This is a genomic window from Sphingopyxis sp. NJF-3, assembly GCF_053514865.1.
In genome coordinates, this window is the sequence record NZ_CM130726.1 from 3,573,009 (window position 1) to 3,590,415 (window position 17,407).

At 69.1% G+C, this 17,407-nt stretch carries 20 protein-coding genes; 17 read left to right on the forward strand and 3 right to left on the reverse strand.

What is annotated here, in order from left to right; translation table 11 throughout:
• Window positions 1-170: 170 nt before the first annotated feature.
• The gene (locus ACOTSS_RS17160) at window positions 171-1,034 is read right to left on the reverse strand and encodes a flagellin N-terminal helical domain-containing protein (RefSeq protein ID WP_448689195.1); all 864 of its coding nucleotides are present in this window, start codon (window positions 1,032-1,034) and stop codon (window positions 171-173) included.
• 235 nt (window positions 1,035-1,269) lie between these two features.
• Complete coding sequence (locus tag ACOTSS_RS17165; protein ID WP_448689196.1) at window positions 1,270-2,121, reverse strand: flagellin N-terminal helical domain-containing protein; 852 nt, start codon at window positions 2,119-2,121, stop codon at window positions 1,270-1,272.
• A 250-nt stretch (window positions 2,122-2,371) separates the two neighbouring features.
• On the opposite strand from ACOTSS_RS17165, the gene fliE reads away from it, so the two are divergent.
• The 17 genes from fliE (at window position 2,372) to ACOTSS_RS17250 (ending at window position 15,981) form a co-directional block, all read left to right on the forward strand.
• Entirely contained in the window at window positions 2,372-2,713 is a 342-nt protein-coding gene (fliE, locus tag ACOTSS_RS17170; protein WP_095386629.1) for a flagellar hook-basal body complex protein FliE, read from the forward strand.
• A gap of 3 nt (window positions 2,714-2,716) precedes the next feature.
• Window positions 2,717-4,363: a flagellar basal-body MS-ring/collar protein FliF gene (fliF, locus tag ACOTSS_RS17175; protein WP_448689197.1), complete on the forward strand. Its 1,647-nt coding sequence runs from the start codon at window positions 2,717-2,719 to the stop codon at window positions 4,361-4,363.
• Entirely contained in the window at window positions 4,356-5,387 is a 1,032-nt protein-coding gene (gene fliG / locus ACOTSS_RS17180) for a flagellar motor switch protein FliG (protein ID WP_448689198.1), read from the forward strand. Before fliF ends, fliG begins: the two co-directional genes overlap by 8 nt.
• Window positions 5,380-5,991: a FliH/SctL family protein gene (locus ACOTSS_RS17185; RefSeq protein ID WP_448689199.1), complete on the forward strand. Its 612-nt coding sequence runs from the start codon at window positions 5,380-5,382 to the stop codon at window positions 5,989-5,991. Before fliG ends, ACOTSS_RS17185 begins: the two co-directional genes overlap by 8 nt.
• Window positions 5,988-7,319: a FliI/YscN family ATPase gene (locus ACOTSS_RS17190; protein ID WP_448689200.1), complete on the forward strand. Its 1,332-nt coding sequence runs from the start codon at window positions 5,988-5,990 to the stop codon at window positions 7,317-7,319. The genes ACOTSS_RS17185 and ACOTSS_RS17190 overlap by 4 nt, the downstream gene beginning before the upstream one ends.
• Window positions 7,316-7,762 (forward strand): hypothetical protein, encoded by a 447-nt coding sequence (locus ACOTSS_RS17195; RefSeq protein ID WP_448689201.1) that lies wholly within the window; start codon window positions 7,316-7,318, stop codon window positions 7,760-7,762. Before ACOTSS_RS17190 ends, ACOTSS_RS17195 begins: the two co-directional genes overlap by 4 nt.
• Window positions 7,762-8,916, forward strand: coding sequence for a flagellar hook-length control protein FliK (locus ACOTSS_RS17200; protein ID WP_448689202.1), 1,155 nt, complete (start codon window positions 7,762-7,764; stop codon window positions 8,914-8,916). Before ACOTSS_RS17195 ends, ACOTSS_RS17200 begins: the two co-directional genes overlap by 1 nt.
• Before the next feature lie 17 nt (window positions 8,917-8,933).
• A complete protein-coding gene (locus ACOTSS_RS17205; RefSeq protein WP_448689203.1) occupies window positions 8,934-9,542 on the forward strand; it encodes a flagellar basal body-associated FliL family protein in 609 nt (202 codons plus the stop codon).
• Window positions 9,539-10,441 (forward strand): flagellar motor switch protein FliM, encoded by a 903-nt coding sequence (locus ACOTSS_RS17210; RefSeq protein WP_448689204.1) that lies wholly within the window; start codon window positions 9,539-9,541, stop codon window positions 10,439-10,441. Before ACOTSS_RS17205 ends, ACOTSS_RS17210 begins: the two co-directional genes overlap by 4 nt.
• On the forward strand, window positions 10,434-10,769 hold the full coding sequence (gene fliN, locus ACOTSS_RS17215) for a flagellar motor switch protein FliN (RefSeq protein ID WP_448689205.1): 336 nt from the start codon (window positions 10,434-10,436) through the stop codon (window positions 10,767-10,769). The genes ACOTSS_RS17210 and fliN overlap by 8 nt, the downstream gene beginning before the upstream one ends.
• Window positions 10,769-11,044: a flagellar biosynthetic protein FliO gene (locus tag ACOTSS_RS17220; RefSeq protein WP_095386619.1), complete on the forward strand. Its 276-nt coding sequence runs from the start codon at window positions 10,769-10,771 to the stop codon at window positions 11,042-11,044. Before fliN ends, ACOTSS_RS17220 begins: the two co-directional genes overlap by 1 nt.
• Window positions 11,034-11,807: a flagellar type III secretion system pore protein FliP gene (gene fliP, locus ACOTSS_RS17225; protein WP_448689206.1), complete on the forward strand. Its 774-nt coding sequence runs from the start codon at window positions 11,034-11,036 to the stop codon at window positions 11,805-11,807. Before ACOTSS_RS17220 ends, fliP begins: the two co-directional genes overlap by 11 nt.
• A gap of 4 nt (window positions 11,808-11,811) precedes the next feature.
• On the forward strand, window positions 11,812-12,081 hold the full coding sequence (locus ACOTSS_RS17230) for a flagellar biosynthetic protein FliQ (protein ID WP_448689207.1): 270 nt from the start codon (window positions 11,812-11,814) through the stop codon (window positions 12,079-12,081).
• A 10-nt stretch (window positions 12,082-12,091) separates the two neighbouring features.
• Window positions 12,092-12,871, forward strand: a complete 780-nt coding sequence (gene fliR / locus ACOTSS_RS17235; RefSeq protein ID WP_095386618.1) for a flagellar biosynthetic protein FliR — start codon at window positions 12,092-12,094, stop codon at window positions 12,869-12,871.
• Between the two features lie 4 nt (window positions 12,872-12,875).
• Window positions 12,876-14,015, forward strand: coding sequence for a flagellar type III secretion system protein FlhB (gene flhB, locus ACOTSS_RS17240; protein ID WP_448689208.1), 1,140 nt, complete (start codon window positions 12,876-12,878; stop codon window positions 14,013-14,015).
• A gap of 190 nt (window positions 14,016-14,205) precedes the next feature.
• Window positions 14,206-15,579, forward strand: a complete 1,374-nt coding sequence (gene fliD / locus ACOTSS_RS17245) for a flagellar filament capping protein FliD (protein WP_448689209.1) — start codon at window positions 14,206-14,208, stop codon at window positions 15,577-15,579.
• A 12-nt stretch (window positions 15,580-15,591) separates the two neighbouring features.
• Window positions 15,592-15,981 (forward strand): flagellar export chaperone FliS, encoded by a 390-nt coding sequence (locus tag ACOTSS_RS17250; RefSeq protein WP_095386615.1) that lies wholly within the window; start codon window positions 15,592-15,594, stop codon window positions 15,979-15,981.
• Window positions 15,982-16,205: 224 nt separating this feature from the next.
• Here the strand turns inward: ACOTSS_RS17250 and ACOTSS_RS17255 are convergent, their stop codons facing one another.
• Window positions 16,206-17,255, reverse strand: coding sequence for a sigma-54 interaction domain-containing protein (locus ACOTSS_RS17255; protein WP_448689210.1), 1,050 nt, complete (start codon window positions 17,253-17,255; stop codon window positions 16,206-16,208).
• Between the last annotated feature and the right edge of the window lie 152 nt (window positions 17,256-17,407).

Consider the following 17,407-nt stretch of genomic DNA (forward strand, 5'->3'; position numbering starts at 1 on the left):
CATTGCGAGCGAAGCGAAGCAATCCAGGGCGGTTTACGCTACTCTGGATTGCTTCGCTTCGCTCGCAATGACGGATGACCATGAAAAGATGCCCCGGTCGTGGGGGACCGGGGCATCGTGCCGGGCTATGAAAGGGACCAACCAAATATAGCCCAGTAGTTTTACGCGTCTTAGCGGAGCAGGTTCATCACGCCCTGCTGGCTCTGGTTCGCCTGGGCGAGCATCGCGGTCGACGCCTGCGACAGGATGCCGGCAGCGGCGAGCTTCGTCGATTCGGCCGAGAAGTCGGCGTCCTCGATGCGCGACTTGGCGTCGGCGAGGTTGGTGACGGTCGACGTCAGATTGTCGACGGTCGCCTCGAGACGGTTCTGCTGCGCACCCAGATTGGCGCGTTCGGTCGCCACCGTCTGAATCGCGGTGTCGAGCGTCGTCAGCGCCGCCGAGGCGGACGACGCGCTCGACAGGTCGATCGGGTCGGTGCCGTCATGGACGCCCAGCGACTCGGCGGTCAGGGACTTGATCGCGATGTCGACCGTGTCGCCGTCGTTGATGCCCGTCTGGATCGAAACGATGGTGCCGACGTCGGTGCCCGCGCCGGTGCCGTCGAGATCGGTCGTGCCGTTGAGCAGGTCGGTGCCGTTGAAGGTCGTGCGCGTCGCGATATCGTCGATCTGCGACACCAGTGCGGTGACTTCGGTCTGGATCGCGGCGCGGTCGTCGGTGCCGAGCGTGCCGTTCGACGCCTGCACCGCCAGTTCGCGCATGCGGACGAGGATGTTCGAAATGTTGCCCATCGCGCCTTCGGCGGTCTGCGCCAGCGAAATGCCGTCGTTGGCGTTGCGGACCGCCTGGTTGAGGCCGCGGACGTTGGCGTCCATGCGGGTCGCGATCGCGAGGCCGGCGGCGTCGTCCTTCGCGCTGTTGATCCGCTTGCCGCTCGACAGGCGTTCCATCGCCTGCGACTGCATGCGGTTCGCGACACGCGAATTATTCTGGGCGCGAAGCGCGCTCACATTCGTGTTGATGACAGTCATGATCTTCCTTTCCGGCCCCACTGGGCCATTCCCGTGGCGTGCGGCTCGGTGAGCTTCACGAAGATAGTAACGGCGGGTGTCGGCGCGGCTTAAGCGGCGGGCGTCAAAAAAATGGCGACGCGCCAACGCGGCGATCCCGGCCCCAAAAGAAGATGCCCCGGTCGTGGGGGACCGGGGCATCGTGCCGGGCTATGAAAGGGACCAACCAAATATAGCCCGGATAGGGTCTGCCGTCTTAGCGCAGCAGGTTCATCACGCCCTGCTGGCTCTGGTTCGCCTGGGCGAGCATCGCGGTCGATGCCTGCGACAGGATGCCGGCGGCGGCGAGCTTCGTCGATTCGGCCGAGAAATCGGCGTCTTCGATGCGCGACTTGGCGTCGGCGAGATTGGTGACGGTCGACGTCAGATTGTCGACGGTCGCCTCGAGACGGTTCTGCTGCGCACCCAGATTGGCGCGCTCGGTCGCCACCGTCTGGATCGCGTCGTCGAGAATGCCGAGCGCCGTCGAGGCATCGGCCGCGTTCGACAGGTCAATGTCCGACACCGCGGAACCGGCGACGAGGGCGCCGGTGCCGTCCACCGCGCCGATCGCGGTCGCCTGGAGGTCGGAGATCGCGATCGTCACCTTCTCGCCGCTGTTGACGCCGGTCTGGATGTCGATCGACGCGCCGCCCTTGAGCAGGTCGGTGCCGTTGAAGGTCGTGCGCGTCGCGATATCGCCGATCTGTTCGACCAGCGCGGTGACCTCGGTCTGGATCGCGGCGCGGTCGTCGGTGCCGAGCGTGCCGTTCGACGCCTGCACCGCCAGTTCGCGCATGCGGACGAGGATGTTCGAAATGTTGCCCATCGCGCCTTCGGCGGTCTGCGCCAGCGAAATGCCGTCGTTGGCGTTGCGGACCGCCTGATTGAGGCCGCGGACGTTGGCGTCCATGCGGGTCGCGATCGCGAGGCCGGCGGCGTCGTCCTTCGCGCTGTTGATCCGCTTGCCGCTCGACAGGCGTTCCATCGCCTGCGACTGCATGCGGTTCGCGACACGCGAATTATTCTGGGCGCGAAGCGCGCTCACATTCGTGTTGATGACAGTCATGGTCTTCCTTTCCAGCCCCCCAAAGGGCCATTCCCGTAGCGTGAGGGCTCGGTGAGCGGTCACGAAAGCCAGTAACGGCACGGCGTGGCGTAGCTTAAGTCCGGCGCGTCAAAAATTTGCCGGACAGCGTTCTTCGACACTCTTGTCCATATCTATCACTTTGAAATGCTGACATTAAAAATTCTGGCATGCGCCTTGCATTCTTCTTTTGGCGCGTGGCGACCCGCCGCGCCCAGGACGGATGAGAGAGATGAGCACGATCGACCAGAGCCGGCTGCTGCAGATGCGCAGTTCGATCCTCAGCCAGAACCAGGCGCTGCAGCGCGCCGCGGGCCGCGCCGCGGCCGGCGGGGTCGAAGGCGGCGGCGAAACGCCCGATTTCGGATCGGCGATCTCGGCCGCGCTGCAGCAGGTCAATGCCCAGCAGGGCCGCGCCAGCGAACTCAGCGAAGCCTATGAGCGCGGCGACACCCACGACATCGTCAGCGTGATGATCGAGCGGCAGAAGGCCTCGCTCGGCTTCGAGACGACGCTGCAGGTACGCAACAAGCTGCTCTCCGCCTACCGCGACATCATGAACATGCCGGTGTAATCGATGGCCGACACCCAGATCCTCGCGCCGGTCCCCGACGCCCACCGCCTGCCCGCCCCCGCCTTTGCCGGCCGGATGGAGCCGCTGCGCCAGTTCGTCCGCCAGCCCGCGGTCCAGCGCGCCCTGCCCGCCATCGCCACCACCACCGCGATCGGCATCGCCGCGCTCGCCTGGTTCATGACCCAGTCCGCGCCGCAGACCCAGCTGTTCGCCGGCCTCGGCGACAGCGACAAGGCGGCGGTCGCCGACGCGCTGCAGTCGCAGGGCATCGGCCACACGATCGACCCGGTGACCGGCGCGCTGACCGTCGACGCCGACAAGCTGTATCAGGCGCGCATCGCGCTCGCCGGCCAGGGGCTGCCCAAGGCGCAGCCGAGCGGCGACAGCCTGATCGCTTCGCTGCCGATGGGCGCGAGCCGCGCGATCGAGGGCGAGACGCTGCGCGCCGCGCGTGAAGCGGACCTCGCGCGCACGATCGAGGCGATCGACGCGGTCAAGACCGCGCGCATCCACATCGCCGCCGCCGAGCCCAGCCTGTTCGTCCGCGAGGACAAGCCGGCGACCGCCTCGGTCATGCTTACGCTCCAGAACGGCCGCTCGCTCTCCGACGGGCAGGTGCAGGCGATCCGCTTCCTCGTCGCCTCGTCGGTGCCCGGCATGAACGCCGACCAGGTGTCGGTGATCGACCAGCGCGGCGCGCTGCTCTCCGACGCCGCGACGTCGGGCGACATGCAGGCGTTCCAGCTCCAGACGCAGATGGAGGACCGCTTCCGCCGCGCGCTCGACACGCTGCTCGGCCCGATGCTCGGCGCCGGGAATTATAGCGTCGAGGTCCACGCCGACGTCGACATGTCCGAAAGCCAGGCGACGCGCGAGAGCTTTCCCGAGAATGACCGCGCGCTGACCAGCGAACAGATCACCAAGTCGGTGAGCGGCCAGGGCACCCCGCCCGCGGTCGGCATTCCGGGCGCGCTGTCGAACCAGCCGCCACCGGCGACGACGCTGTCGCAGACCCCGGCGGCGGGTGCGGCCCCCGCGGGATCCGGCAGCGAAAGCAACGAACGCGCGGCGCGCTCCTACGAGGTCGGCCGCGAGATTTCGGTGACCCACCAGCCGCAGGGCCGCCTGCGTCGCGTCTCGGTCGCGGTCGCGCTCAACCAGGGCGCCAAGGCGCTCGGTCAGGCCGACCTCGCCAAGATCGACAATCTGGTGAAGGGCGCGATCGGTTTCGACGCCGCGCGCGGCGACCTGGTCGCGATCGGCCAGCGTCCCTTTGCCAAGGTCGAGGATGCGAGCCCCGCCTTCTGGGACCAGGGCTGGTTCCTGCCGCTGATCAAGCAGGTCGGCGCGATCCTTGCCGCGCTGCTCGCCTTCCTGTTCATCGGCCGGCCGCTGATCAAGGCGGCCAAGGCCCGCGCCGCCGCGCGCGCCGAGCGCGACGCCGCGCTCGAGGAAAGCCTGCTCGCCGCGACCGATGCGCCGCCGGCGCTCGGCGACCGCCGCATGGGCCGCGAAATCACCCTCGAAATGATCGAGGCGGCGCCGAGCTATGAAACGCGCGCCAATCTGGTCCGCGCCTTCGTCCGCCAGGATTCGGCCCGCGCCGCGCTGGTCGTGCGCCAGCTGATGCAGGAGGGCGCCCGTGGCTGATCTCGACCCCGCTCTCGGCGTCGCCCCGGCCCAGCCGGTCGACGGCTCGGCCGCCGCCGCGATCCTGTTGATGCTGCTCGACGAAAGCGAAGCGGCGACGATCCTCAAGCATCTCGATCCCGACGAGGTCCGCCAGCTCGCCAAGGCGATGTTCGACACCGCGAGCGCGACCGAAACCCAGATCGGCCAGGCGCTCGATCGCTTCGTGACGCGCAGCCGCTCGGTCAGCGCGCTCGCGGTCGGCGCCGACACGCGCATCCGCACCGTGATCAACCAGGCGGTCGGCAATGTCCGCGCCGACAATATCCTCGCCGCGGTCGCGCCGCAGTCGAGCGCTGCGTCGCTCGAAATGCTGCGCTGGATGGATGTCGAGGCGATCAGCGCGCTGCTCGCGAGCGAACATCCGCAGGTCGGCGCGCTGATCCTGTCGGTGCTCGTCCCCGATGTCGCCGCGCGCGCGATCGAGACGCTCGACGAGGGACTGCAGGCCGACCTGGTGCTGCGCGCGGCGATGCTGAACGCGGTTCCCGCCGCCGCGATCGAGGATCTCGAAGCGGTGCTCGCCGCCGCCAATATCGGCGGCCAGCGCGTCGCCAAGCAGCCGATCGGCGGCCCGAGCGACGTCGCCAAGATCATGAAGGTGATGCCGCGCCACCTGTCCGAACGGACGATCCGCGCGCTCAAGAAGCACGACCGCCAGCTCGCCCAGACGATCGAGGAGGAAATGTTCGTCTTTGACAATCTGCGCGACCTCGACCTGCGCAGCCTCGGCACCGTGCTGCGCTCGGTCGACGCAGCGCTGCTCGCGGTTGCGCTCAAGGGCGCCGACGAGACGATGGCCGACCTCTGCCTTTCCACCATGTCGCAGCGCGCCTCGGAAACGATCCGCGACGAGATGGCCGAAATGACGATGGTCAAGCGCGCCGACGTCGACGACGCGCAGAAGAGCATCATGCAGGTTGTGCGCCAGATGGCGGCGGCGGGCGAAATCGTGATCGCGGGCGGAGCCGACGACTATGTCTGACCACAGCATCGAAACCGGCTTCGCGCCGATCGCGCTGACCGCCGCCATGGCGCGCACCGGCGGCTTCCGCCCGCGCTCGTTCGAGCCCGCGGCACCGGCACCCGAAGCGCGGCCCGACGCCGGCGAGCCCGAAGCGGGCGAACCCGCGCAGGATCCGTTCGCGCTCGGCCTAGCCGAGGGTCAGCGCCTCGCCGAGAGCGGCTTCGCCGCCGAGCGCCACCAGCTGCTCGCGCTCGTCGCCGCGGCCGAGGCGCTGCAGGACGAGCCGAGCGAGGAGCTCGCGCAGATGATCGCCGAAACGGTCGAGCGGCTCGTCCGCCAGATCGTCGCCGCGGCGCCGATCGACGCCGTCTGGCTCGCGGCGCAGGCCGAAACCGCCGCGACGATGATCGCCGAATGCGACAAGGCGCGCACCCTGTGGGTCCACCCCGACGACGCCGCGCTGCTGACGGGCAGCCCGCTGACGCTGCCGGTCGAGGCCGACGCGTCGATGATGCGCGGCACCGTCCGCATCGAAACCTCCGCCGGCTGGATCGAGCATGGCCGATCGGTCTATCTCGACGAGTTGCGCGCCGCGCTCGGCCGCGAGGAAGAGCCCGCATGACGCGCCGCCTCGCCATGACCGCGCAGCAGCTGCTCGCGCCGATCGACCTCGCCAAGGCAAGCCCGCGCCGCATCGGCACGCTCGTCGCGCACGAGGGGATCATGCTCGAAGTCTCGGGCTTTCCCCAGCCGCTCGGCAGCAATGTCCGCATCAAGTCGGCGGGCGGCGATTATGTGAACGGCGAGATTGTCGGCTTTCGCGGCCACCGCAGCCTCGTCCTGCCCTTCGACACCAATCAGCCGCTCGTCACCGGCGCGCCGGTCGAGCCGCACGGCGCGTCGAGCATGGTTCCGGTCGGCAAGGCGCTGCTCGGTCGCATCGTCGACGCGCAGGGCAATCCGCTCGACGGCCGCCCGCCGGTCAAGTCGCAGTTCCTATGGCCGCTCGCGGGGCGCAAGGTCAATCCGCTGCGCCGCGGCCGTGTCACCCGCCCGCTCAACATGGGGGTGCGCGCGATCAACGGGCTGCTCACCGTCGGTGAGGGCCAGCGCGTCGCGATCGTCGCCGGATCGGGCGTCGGCAAGTCGGTGCTGATGGGCCAGATGATCGCGGGCACCGAATGCGACGTCATCGTCGTCGGGCTGATCGGCGAGCGCAGCCGCGAGGTCAGCGATTTCGTCGAGACCAAGCTGCCCCCCGCGGTGCGCAAGAAATCGGTCGTCGTCGCGGTGCCCGCCGACCACCCCCCTTTGCTTCGCCTGCGCGCCGCGATGCGCGCGACCGCGATCGCCGAGGCCTTTCGCCACGAAGGCAAGAAGGTGCTGCTGCTGATCGACAGCCTGACCCGCGTCGCGCATGCGCAGCGCGAGATCGGGCTGACGCTGGGCGAGCCGCCGACGATGAAAGGCTATCCGCCGTCGGTCTTCGCGCTCATCCCCTCGCTCTGCGAGCGCGCCGGGATCGACCGCGAGACCGGCGGATCGGTCACCGCGCTCTACACCGTGCTCGCCGACGGCGGCGACATCGACGATCCGGTCGTCGATTCGGCGCGCGCGATCGTCGACGGGCATATCATCCTGTCGCGCCAGCTTGCCGAGCAGGGCGTCTATCCCGCGATCGACGTCGCGCGATCGCTGTCGCGCACCATGGCCGATTCGGTCGAGGCCCCGCACCTCGCCGCCGCCGCGCGCTTTCGCCAGCTGTGGTCGGCTTATGAAGAGAATCGCGACCTGATGCTGATGGGCGCCTACGTCGCCGGCGGCGATCCGGTGCTCGACGAAGCGATCGCGCGGCACGCCGACCAGCTCGCCTTCGTCACCCAGCCTGCCGGAACGCAGGTCGATTTCGAAACCTCCCGCCAGTCTCTCATCGAAGGATATCCTGCATGACCACCCGCACCGCACGCCGCAAACGGATCATTCGCGTGCGTTCCGTCGAACATCAGATGGCGGAGGCCAATCTGGCGCGCGCCAATGGCGAGCTCGCCAATCTGGTCGAGCTCGCGAAGCGGCTCGAGACGCTGCGCGTCGACCTGGCGATGGCCAAGGGCGCGGTCGCCGGCCGCGCACTCAATTCGGTCGGCGAACTCGCGATGCGGCTCGACGTCGCAAAGGAAAATCTGACCGCACCGCTGACCCACGCCAGCGCCCGCCGCGACCAGATGGGGGCGCTCGCGCAGCGCGCGATGGCGAAGGAAGAATCGGCGGTGCGCCTCTATGAACGCGGCCGCAAATCGGCCGAACAGGAACTCGAACGCCGCACCGACGCCAACCGCCCGCATCGCGTGCGCGGCGGCATGCAGCTGCGCCTGATCGACGGCGGCGTCGCATGATGAACGCGCTGCCCCAGGCACCCGCGCAGGCGGGAATCGCCTCGATCCTCGCCGCGCTCGGCGGCGGGCGGGCGGGTGGATCCGACGGCGGCTTCGAGCAACTGTTCGCCGGGCTTCCCGCCGATCGGCCGCTCCACGCTGCGGCGCCGGCGGTCAGCGCCCCCGCACTCGATGCCGCGATCGTCGCAGCGCCGGCCACCGACGCGCCCGATGCCGACGTCGCGCCGACCGACGGCCAGCCAGCCCCTGCCGCACCCGGAGCGACTGCGGCGGCGACGCTGCTCGCCGCGCTGAACGGCAGCTTTGCCACTGCCCAGCCCGCCGTCATCCTGTCCGGGACCCAAGGTGCCGCGGCGCCGAAACCCGGCTCGGCAGTCGACACGCCCAGGGAGGAAGGCGACAGCGAGGACGCCTCCGCCGTGCTCGACGCCATCGACCTGCCGGTCGATGCTGCGGCTTTGCCGCCGCTGCTCGCCGCACCCGTTTCACCCCATGCCAAGCCCACCGCCGCGCCCGCAGCGAAGCCCGGCGACACGCCACCGATTGCGACGACCGCAGCCACGGCGCGGGCGGCCGAGCCCGCCTCACCGGTCGTCGCCGAGCCGAAGCCCGGCAAGGCCACCCCCGACGCCGGCGCCTCGATGACCGTGCTGTTCGCGCAGCTGGCCGCGCACGGAGCTGCCGTGGTCGCCGCAGCCGCCAGCGCCGCGCCCGTCGCCGAGCGCGTGCTCGACATGGGCTCCGACGATGCGTGGATCGCGCAGCTCGCCTCGGACATCGCGGCAACGAAATCCGACAGCGGCGACATCAGCTTTCGCCTGATGCCGCGCCACCTCGGCCGCCTCGACGTTGCGATGACGAGCGATGCGGCGGGCGTGTCGGTGAAGCTCGACACCCAGCACGAGGCGACCGCGACGGTCGTCCATGCCGCGCAGGGCAAGCTCGTCGAAGAGCTGCGCCAGCAGGGCATCCGCGTCGCCGGCGCCGAAGTGACCTGCACCCCGGGCGAGACCGGCCGTCAGTCGCAGGGCCAGGGCCGCGCGCCGGCGCACGACCCCGCCCACCTCATCGAAACCGCCGCCGAGCGCGCCCAGCCGCGCTCCGAACCGCATCGCGAAGACAGCGCCGCCGCCCGCCGCGGCCGCTTCGCCTGAACAGGAAAGGTCGAGCCATGACCAAGGATAAAGCCGAAAGCCCGAAGAAGGGCGGCAAGATGAAGAAGCTGCTGCTGCTCACCGTCGGCGCCGCGGTGCTGATCGGCGCCGGCGCCGGCGCCGGCATCTATATGGGCGGCGGGCTCGCCGCCGAGGCCTCGAAGCCCGAGGATCATTATCCCAAGCTCGTCCTGCGCAGCGAAAGCGGCGAGGCCACACCCGCGGGCGAGGGCGGCAAGGAAGAGGCGCCGCCGAAGGTCGGCACCGTGTCGGTGCCCAACGACCGCTTCAAGGTCGACCCGCGCAAATATGAGATCACCTATATTCCGATCGATCAGGCCTTCACTACCAACCTCGCCGACGGATCGGGCTTTCTCCAGATCGGGATCAGCCTGTCGACCTTCTACGACGGCAAGCTGGTCGCCAACGTCCAGCGCCAGATGGTGCCGATCCGCTCGGCGGTGCTGATGGAGCTCGCCGAACAGGACCCCGCGATGCTGTCGACCTCGCAGGGCAAGCAAATGCTCCAGCGGCGGCTGAGCAGTGCGATCAACGGCGTGCTGCGCGAGAAGGAAGGCTTCGGCGGCATCGACAATGTCTATTTCACCAGCCTGGTGATCCAGTGACCGCGCGCGCCAAGACCCCTTCCGCCGACGCCAAGGCGTCGCTGCTGCTACGCAAGGCCGACGATGATTACGCCTTTCCCGCGCTCGACGGCATCGCCAGCCGCTTCGCGCGGTCGCTGCGCGATCTCGTCCGCGCGCTCGGCGCGCCGACGGTGCAGGTCGAGCGCGGGTCCGCCGAGCAGGTGCGCTTCGGCGACTGGTGCGCCGCCGCCGCGCCCGCGATCTTCTGGCGCTATCACGCGCCGCCGCTCAAGGGTCCGCTGATCCTCGCCGCCGACCGGCCGCTGATTCTCCAGCTCGTCGACGTCTTCTATGGCGGCAAGGGGCAGCTCGCGGGCACGCGCGAGGAGCTGACCGACGCCGAGGAGCGCTTCGCCGCGCGGCTCGGCCGCGACGTCGGCGAACAGCTCGCCGCCGCCTGGAGCGAGGTGATGGGGATCGCGCCGCAGCTCGATTGCGTCACGTGCGATCCCGCGAAACTCCAGGCGGTTCGCGCCGAGGACGAGCTCTATGTCCAGCGCTTCACGCTGCGCGGCGCGCCCTTCGAGGGGCGGACGATCGTCTGCGCCTATCCGCTCGCGGCGCTGCGCGGAATCAGCGGCGCCGAACCGATGCCCGCGCCCGCCGACGAGCCGGTTGGCGACCCCGTATGGACCGCCGCGCTGTCGCGCGCGCTCAAGGACGTGCGCCTGCCGGTGCGCTCGGTGCTCGCCCGCCCCGAGGTCGCGCTGACGAAACTTCTGTCTCTGGAGGTCGGCGATATCATTCCGTTAACCATACCGCGTCATGTCCCGATAACCGTCTCCGGCCGCAATTTCGCGTCCGGGAGCATCGGCGAGGCCAATGGAAACGCGGCCATCTTGATTGATCGCATCGAAAAAGGACCGGATCATGAGTGACATCAGCGAAGCCCCCAAGGCCGCGCGCGATCGCCGCGAGGGCAAGAGCATCGCCGCCGCGCCCAATTTCGACCTGCTCGCGGGCGTCTCGCTGCGCGTCTCGGTCGAGGTCGGGTCGACCTCGATGGCGCTCGCCGACCTTTTGACGCTGGGCGAAGGCAGCGTGGTCGAGCTCGACCGCGCCGCGACCGACCTGCTCGACATCTACGCCAACGGCACGCTGATCGCGAAGGGCGAGATCGTCAGCGTCGACGGCCGCTATGGCATCCAGGTCGCCGAAGTCGTCGCGCCCGACCGCGCGCTCGCCGGCTTCGAGCGGAGGGCCTGATGCTCGAATATATTCTGCGCCTCCTCATTCTGCTGCCGATCGTCGGCGGCATGGCGTGGGGCAGCCTGTGGCTGTGGAAGCGCGTGCAGATGGGTGTGCCGCTCGGCCCGCAGAAACAGGGCCGCCCGGTCGAGATGATCGGCGTGCTCCCGCTCGGCCCAGGCACCAAGCTCGCGGTCGTCGAGTTCGCGGGGCAGCAGATTTTGCTGTCGGTCTCGCGGAACGGCGTGACCCGCCTCGCCGACAACCGCGAGGGCGATTTTCATGTCGACTGACCGTCGCCGTCCCTGGCTGCGCGCCGCCGCGCTCGCCGGCGGCCTCGCGCTGCTCGCGTTGGCGCCCGCCGTCCATGCGCAGACCGCCGACGGCCTGTCGCGCGCGGTGAGCGAGATCGGCGGCGATGGCCGCCCGCTGTCGCTCTCGCTCCAGATCCTCGTCCTGATGAGCCTGCTGACGGTGCTGCCGTCGCTGCTGCTGATGATGACCAGCTTCACCCGCATCATCATCGTGCTGTCGATCCTGCGCCACGCGCTCGGGTTGCAGCAAACGCCGCCGAACCAGGTGCTGGTTGGTCTCAGCCTCTTCCTGTCGCTGTTCGTGATGCAGCCGGTGATCAGCGAGGTGAACCGCGTCGCGATCGAACCTTATGGCCAGGAACAGATCGATATCGGCGAAGCGATGGTGCGCTCGGGCGACGCGCTGCACGGCTTCATGATGGCGCAGACGCGCAAGACCGACCTGATGATGTTCGCGAAGATCGCGAAGGCGCCGGCCTATGCGAGCCCGAAGGACGTCCCCTTCTCTATCCTGCTGCCCGCCTTCGTCACCAGCGAGCTCAAGACCGCCTTCCAGATCGGCTTCCTGATCTTCCTGCCCTTCCTCGTCATCGACCTGATCGTCGCGTCGGCGCTGATGTCGCTCGGCATGATGATGCTGTCGCCGACGGTGATCTCGATGCCCTTCAAGCTGCTGCTTTTCGTCCTCGTCGACGGCTGGGCGCTGACGATGGGCTCGCTCGCTTCCTCCTTCGGGACATAGCGTCGTGGAGGCCGATTATTTCATCGGGGTGGCACAGCAGTCGCTGTGGATTCTCGCGCTCGCCTCGGCGCCGATCCTGATCTCGGTGCTCGTCGTCGGCGTGCTGCTCGGCATGGTGCAGGCGGCGACCTCGATCAACGAACAGACGTTGAGCTTCGTGCCCAAGCTGATCGTCACCGCGATCTGCCTCGCGATCTTCGGCGGCAGCATCCTCGTGCTGCTCACCGATTTCACCCGCGACCTGTTCGCGCAGATTCCGGCGCTGGTGCGCTGACCATCCGCGCATGAACCCCGCCGACATCCCCAATGTGGAGGCGATGCTTCAGCTCTGGATGCTGGGGATGATCCGCCCGGGCGCCGCCTTTCTCGCGGCGCCGGTGTTCGGCGCGACCAACGTGCCGGTGCAGCTCCGCCTCGTCATCGCGCTCGCGGTCGGCGTGCCCGCGGTGGCCGCGTCGGGCATGGCGCTGCCCGCGGACGGGCTGGTGTCGTGGCCGGGCTTCATCCTGATCATCGGCGAAGTGGTCGTCGGGCTCGCGATCGGTTTCGTGCTCCAGATGGGGCTCGCCGCCGCGCTGCTCGCGGGCGAGGCGATCAGCAACGCGATGGGCCTCGGCTTCGCGTCGATGATCGACCCGCTCAGCGGCACCGCAAGCTCGGCGATCGGCCAGTTCCTCTCGATGCTCGCGACCGCGCTTTTCCTCGCCGCCGACGGACACCTCGTCCTCATCGACATCATCGTCGACAGCTATAGCGCGCTGCCCCCCGGAAACGCCTTTCCGTCGTTCGGCGCGATCGGCGGCATCCTCCGCTTCGGCAGCCTGATGTTCGCGGCGGGCCTGACGATCGCGCTGCCGGTCGGCTTCGTCCTCATCCTCGTCCAGATGATCATGGGCGTCATCGGGCGGTCGGCGCCGGCGATGAACCTGTTCGCGGTCGGGCTGCCCGCCACTTTGCTCGCCGGCGTCGTGCTCCTCGGCATGGCGACCCCGGTGATGGCCGAGACGCTCGCGCGCTTCCTCTCCGACGCGCTCGACATGGCGCGGCTGGTCGCGGCGGGCTGATCCGATGGCGGGCACCACCGAGAAGGACCAGAAGACCGAACAGCCGACGCCCAAGAAGCGCGCCGATGCCGCGCGCGAGGGTGACGTGCTGATGTCGCGCGAACTCGCGACCGCGCTGATGATGCTCGCAGGCGCGGGCTGGCTGTTCGCGGCGGGCGGCTGGCTCGTCCAGTCGGCGGGCGACCTCCTCCGGCGCGGACTGACGCTGGGCGCCGACGACGTCGCGCATTTCGCGCCCGGCGAAGCCCTGCTGCGGAACGGCGCCGAGGTCCTGCTGCCGCTCGCCAGCCTCTTCGCGCTCGCGATCCTCGCGAGCCTCGCCGGACCCGCGATGCTCGGCTCGCTCGGCTGGCGCGGCAAGGCGCTCGCCTTCAAGGGCAACCGCATCAACCCGATGAGCGGGATCAAGCGCATCTTCGGGACGCAGGGGCTGATCGAGCTCGTCAAGTCGATCGCCAAGGTGCTGCTGCTCGGCACCATCGGCTATTGGCTCGTCGCGCGGAGCCTGCCTGCGGTGATGACGATGGCTTCCGCCGACCTCAATGCCGCGATCGGGCTCGCGGGCCGCGCGATCGGCCATGCGATGCTCGCGCTCGCGGGCGGGCTGGTGATCATCGCGCTGATCGACGTGCCCGCGCAATGGTTCCAGCGCAACAAGCGCCTGATGATGAGCAAGCAGGAAGTGAAGGAGGAGATGCGCCAGTCCGACGGCGCCCCCGAACTCAAGCAGGCGCAGCGCCAGCGCGCACACGACATCCTGAGCGGATCGGCGCGCAAGGCGGTGTCCGAGGCGACGGTGATCCTGACCAACCCGACCCATTTCTCGGTCGCGCTGCGCTATCGCCCCGGCGTCGATGCCGCGCCGGTCGTCGTCGCGCGCGGCCGCGGCGACGTCGCGCTCGCGATCCGCGAGCTCGCGCGCAGCGCCGAGGTGCCGCTGCTCGAATATCCGCAGCTCACTCGCGCCATCTATTTCACCGCGCGCGCCGGACGGATGATTCCCGAGGAATTGTTCGTCGCCGTCGCGACCGTGCTCGCCTTCGTCTTCCAGCTCGAACGCGCCGCGGCCGAAGGGCGCGCGCAACCCGTCGTCGACGTGCCCGCATCGCATCGCTTCGACCCCGACGGCCGCCGCCAGGGCTAGCAGAAAGCCCCTCCCCTTCAGGGGAGGGGTTGGGGTGGGGTCATCGAGCGAATGCCGTGCCTCGCGGCCCACCCCGCTGCGACTAGCGGGCAAGCCCGCAAGTCTCGCTGCCCCTCCCCTGAAGGGGAGGGGTTAGGTTCGGGCTTAATCCCGCCCGCGCGCCGCCGTTAAGGGATCGAAGGATATCGCGATGACCACCAACATCATCAACAATCTCGGCATGGGATCGGGAATCAACATCCCGCAGCTCGTCAGCGACCTCGCCAACGCCTCGCGCGAGCCGAAGGTCGAGCGGCTGACCCAGCTGACGCAGCAGAACCAGGCGCGGATCAGCGCGGTCGGCCAGGCCAGGGCCGACCTCGACGGCTTCGCCGATTCGCTCGGCCAGATGGTCAGCGACGGCACCCTGCGCAGCACGCCCACCGTGTCCGACGACAGCGTCTTGTCGGCGACCGCGCGCGCCGGCCTCCACGCCGACAGCTTCTCGGCAACGATCGAGGTGACGCAGCTCGCGCGCGCGCTGACCGCCTATTCGAGCGTGGTCAGCGATCGCACGGCCGCCATCGGGCAAGGCGCGATGACACTGAGCATCGGCGGCACCGACCATGCGATCACCATCGACGCCGCGAACGACAGCCTCGACGGGCTGGCGGCCGCGATCAACGCGAGCGACGCCGGCGTCACGGCCTCGATCATCGCCGACGAAGGCGGCTACCGCCTGATCGTCAAGGGCGCGACGGGCGAGGCGAACGCCTTCACCCTGACCGCCGACGCGGGCGCCGCCCCCGGGCTCGCCGCTTTCGGCTACGGCGCGGGCGGCGGCATGACGCTCGGCCAGTCGGCCAGCGACGCGCAGTTCACGATCGACGGCGTCGCCTTCAGCCGCGCGACCAACATCGTCGACGACGTCGTCCCCGGCATGTCGCTGACGCTCAAGAAGGCGGCGCCCGGCCAGCCGGTCGACATCGGCGCGAGCCGGCCGCTCGACATGATCAAGCAGACCGTCGGTGATTTCGTGGCGGTCTACAACCAGGTCAAGCAGAGCCTGGCGGCCGCGGCCAACATGTCGGGCAGCACGCGCTCGCTCCGCCAGCTCGAAAGCCAGCTCGCCGACCTCGTCGGCAAGGTGCTGACCAGCGACCCCGCGATCAGCAAGCTGACCGACATCGGCATCTCGACCACCAAGGACGGCTTGCTGTCGCTCGACAGCGCCAAGCTCGACAAGGCGCTCGCCGCCGACGCGGGCGCGGTCGAGGCGCTGTTCAATCCGCGGCGCGACGCGACGCACACCGAGACGACCGATCCGGGCATCGCCGCCGCGCTCGACGCGATCCGCGACGCCGCGGTCGCAACCGACGGCGTGCTCGACCGCGTGTCGAAATCGCTGAGCGCGAAGAGCGAAACGCTCGCCGATCAGCTCGACAAGGTCGAGGAACGCGAAGACGCCTATCGCGCGCGGCTCGAGAAGCAATATGGGTCGCTCGACGCCCGCCTCGCCGCGTTCAAGGCGACGCAATCCTATCTCGAGCAGCAGATCGAGATCTGGAACAACCAGAAGAATTAAGAGCGTCCACCCGTGCCACCGACCGCCTCGACCGTCCGCGCGACCGGCCTCTATCGCCGGCTGCAGCACGAAAGCCGCGCCGCCGCCGCCGATCCGGTCGAGCTGGTCCAGATGCTTTACGACGAGCTGGAGATCGCGGTCGGCGTCCTCGGCGCGATGGTGCGGCAGGGGCAGCGCGTGTCGGCGACCGAGCCCGCGCACCGCGCGCGCGCGATCCTGATCGGCCTCGACGCCGGGCTCGACCGCGAGGCGGGCGCCGAGGTCGCCGAGGCGCTGTCGCGCGTGTATCGGAGCATGCGGCGCAAGCTCGACGACGCGGTCGCGGCGAACAGCGCCGAGGGGTTCGCCGAGCTGCTCGACGGGGTTCTGACGATCAGTTCGGCGTGGCGGCAGCTGCGCTGATCCCTCGTTCCGTTCGTGTCGAGCGAAGTCGAGACACCCATCGTCCTAACTCCTGGCCCGCGGGGCATCTCGACTTCGCTCTATGCGAACGGGGGAACAGGGCCCGTAACATCCCCCCAAAACGCGTTGCACCCGGCCGCCCTAGGTGGGGACGGGCGACCGGGTGACGGCGAAGGGGTGGACCAGTACCCCTTTTTCAGCAGGGCTGAACGCGGCGCGGCCGGTCAGGCCGCCTGTTGGTGGACGCCATATTTGCGCATCTTCTCGATCAGCGTCGTGCGCTTGAGCGTCAGCAGGCGCGCGGCCTCCGAGATGATGCCGTCGGCAAGGTCGAGCGCGACGTGGATCTGTTCGAGTTCGATCGTCTCGATCTCGCGCTTGAGGTCGATCGGGCGGCCCGGCGCCGGGGTCTTCGGCGCGGCGTGCAGGAGGAAGTCCTCGGTGCCGGCCGTCGTCGTCGGGGCGGCCAGGCGCGGCGCGGTGGGATTGAGGAGCAGCGCGACATCGTCGGCGCCGAGCGTCTCGCCGCCGTGGAGCACGCTGGCGCGCTCGACGAAGTTGCGAAGTTCGCGGACGTTGCCCGGCCAGTCGTGCCGCAGCAGCAGCGCCAGCGCCGCCTCGTCGAAACGGCATTTGGCGTCGGCGGGCATCCGGCACTGGAAGTGGCGGATCAGCGCGGGAATATCCTCGACGCGGTCGGCGAGGCTGGGGACCTGCAGCACGACCACGCCGAGCCGGAAGAACAGGTCTTCGCGGAATTTGCCGTCGGCGATCGCGGCGCCCAGATCCTGGTGCGTCGCCGAAATGACGCGGACATCGACGCGGCGCGCCTCGCTGCTGCCGACGCGGACGATCGTCCGGTCCTCGAGCACGCGGAGCAGCTTGACCTGCATGTCGAAGCGCATGTCGCCGATTTCGTCGAGGAAGAGCGTGCCGCCCTCGCTCGCTTCGAAATGGCCGATGCGGCGCGCGGTGGCGCCGGTAAAGCTGCCCTTTTCATGGCCGAAGAGTTCGGATTCGATGAGGTCGGCGGGGATCGCGCCGCAGTTGATCGCCGAGAAGGCGTGGCCGGCGCGGATGCCTTCGTCGTGGATGGCGCGGGCGACGAGTTCCTTGCCCGATCCCGAGGGACCGCAGAGCATCACCGAGGCGTTCGACCGCGCCACGCGGCGGATCATCTCGCGCAACTGGCGGATCGCCGGGCTGTTGCCGATGATCGCCGTTTCGAGCGCAGCCTGGCCGCTGTCGTTCTGCCCCACCTTGGTCATGTTCATCTCCACCGCGCCCCTTTCGGCGGCGCCCCCTTTGATGGAGCAATGAATTGAGGAAAATGGTAAACAACATCTTTACCGAAACAGACCAACCCATTCAAAATAAAGGGTTATTACCATATTGGCGATAATGGCCGCGCAAGTGCGTCGTTAAG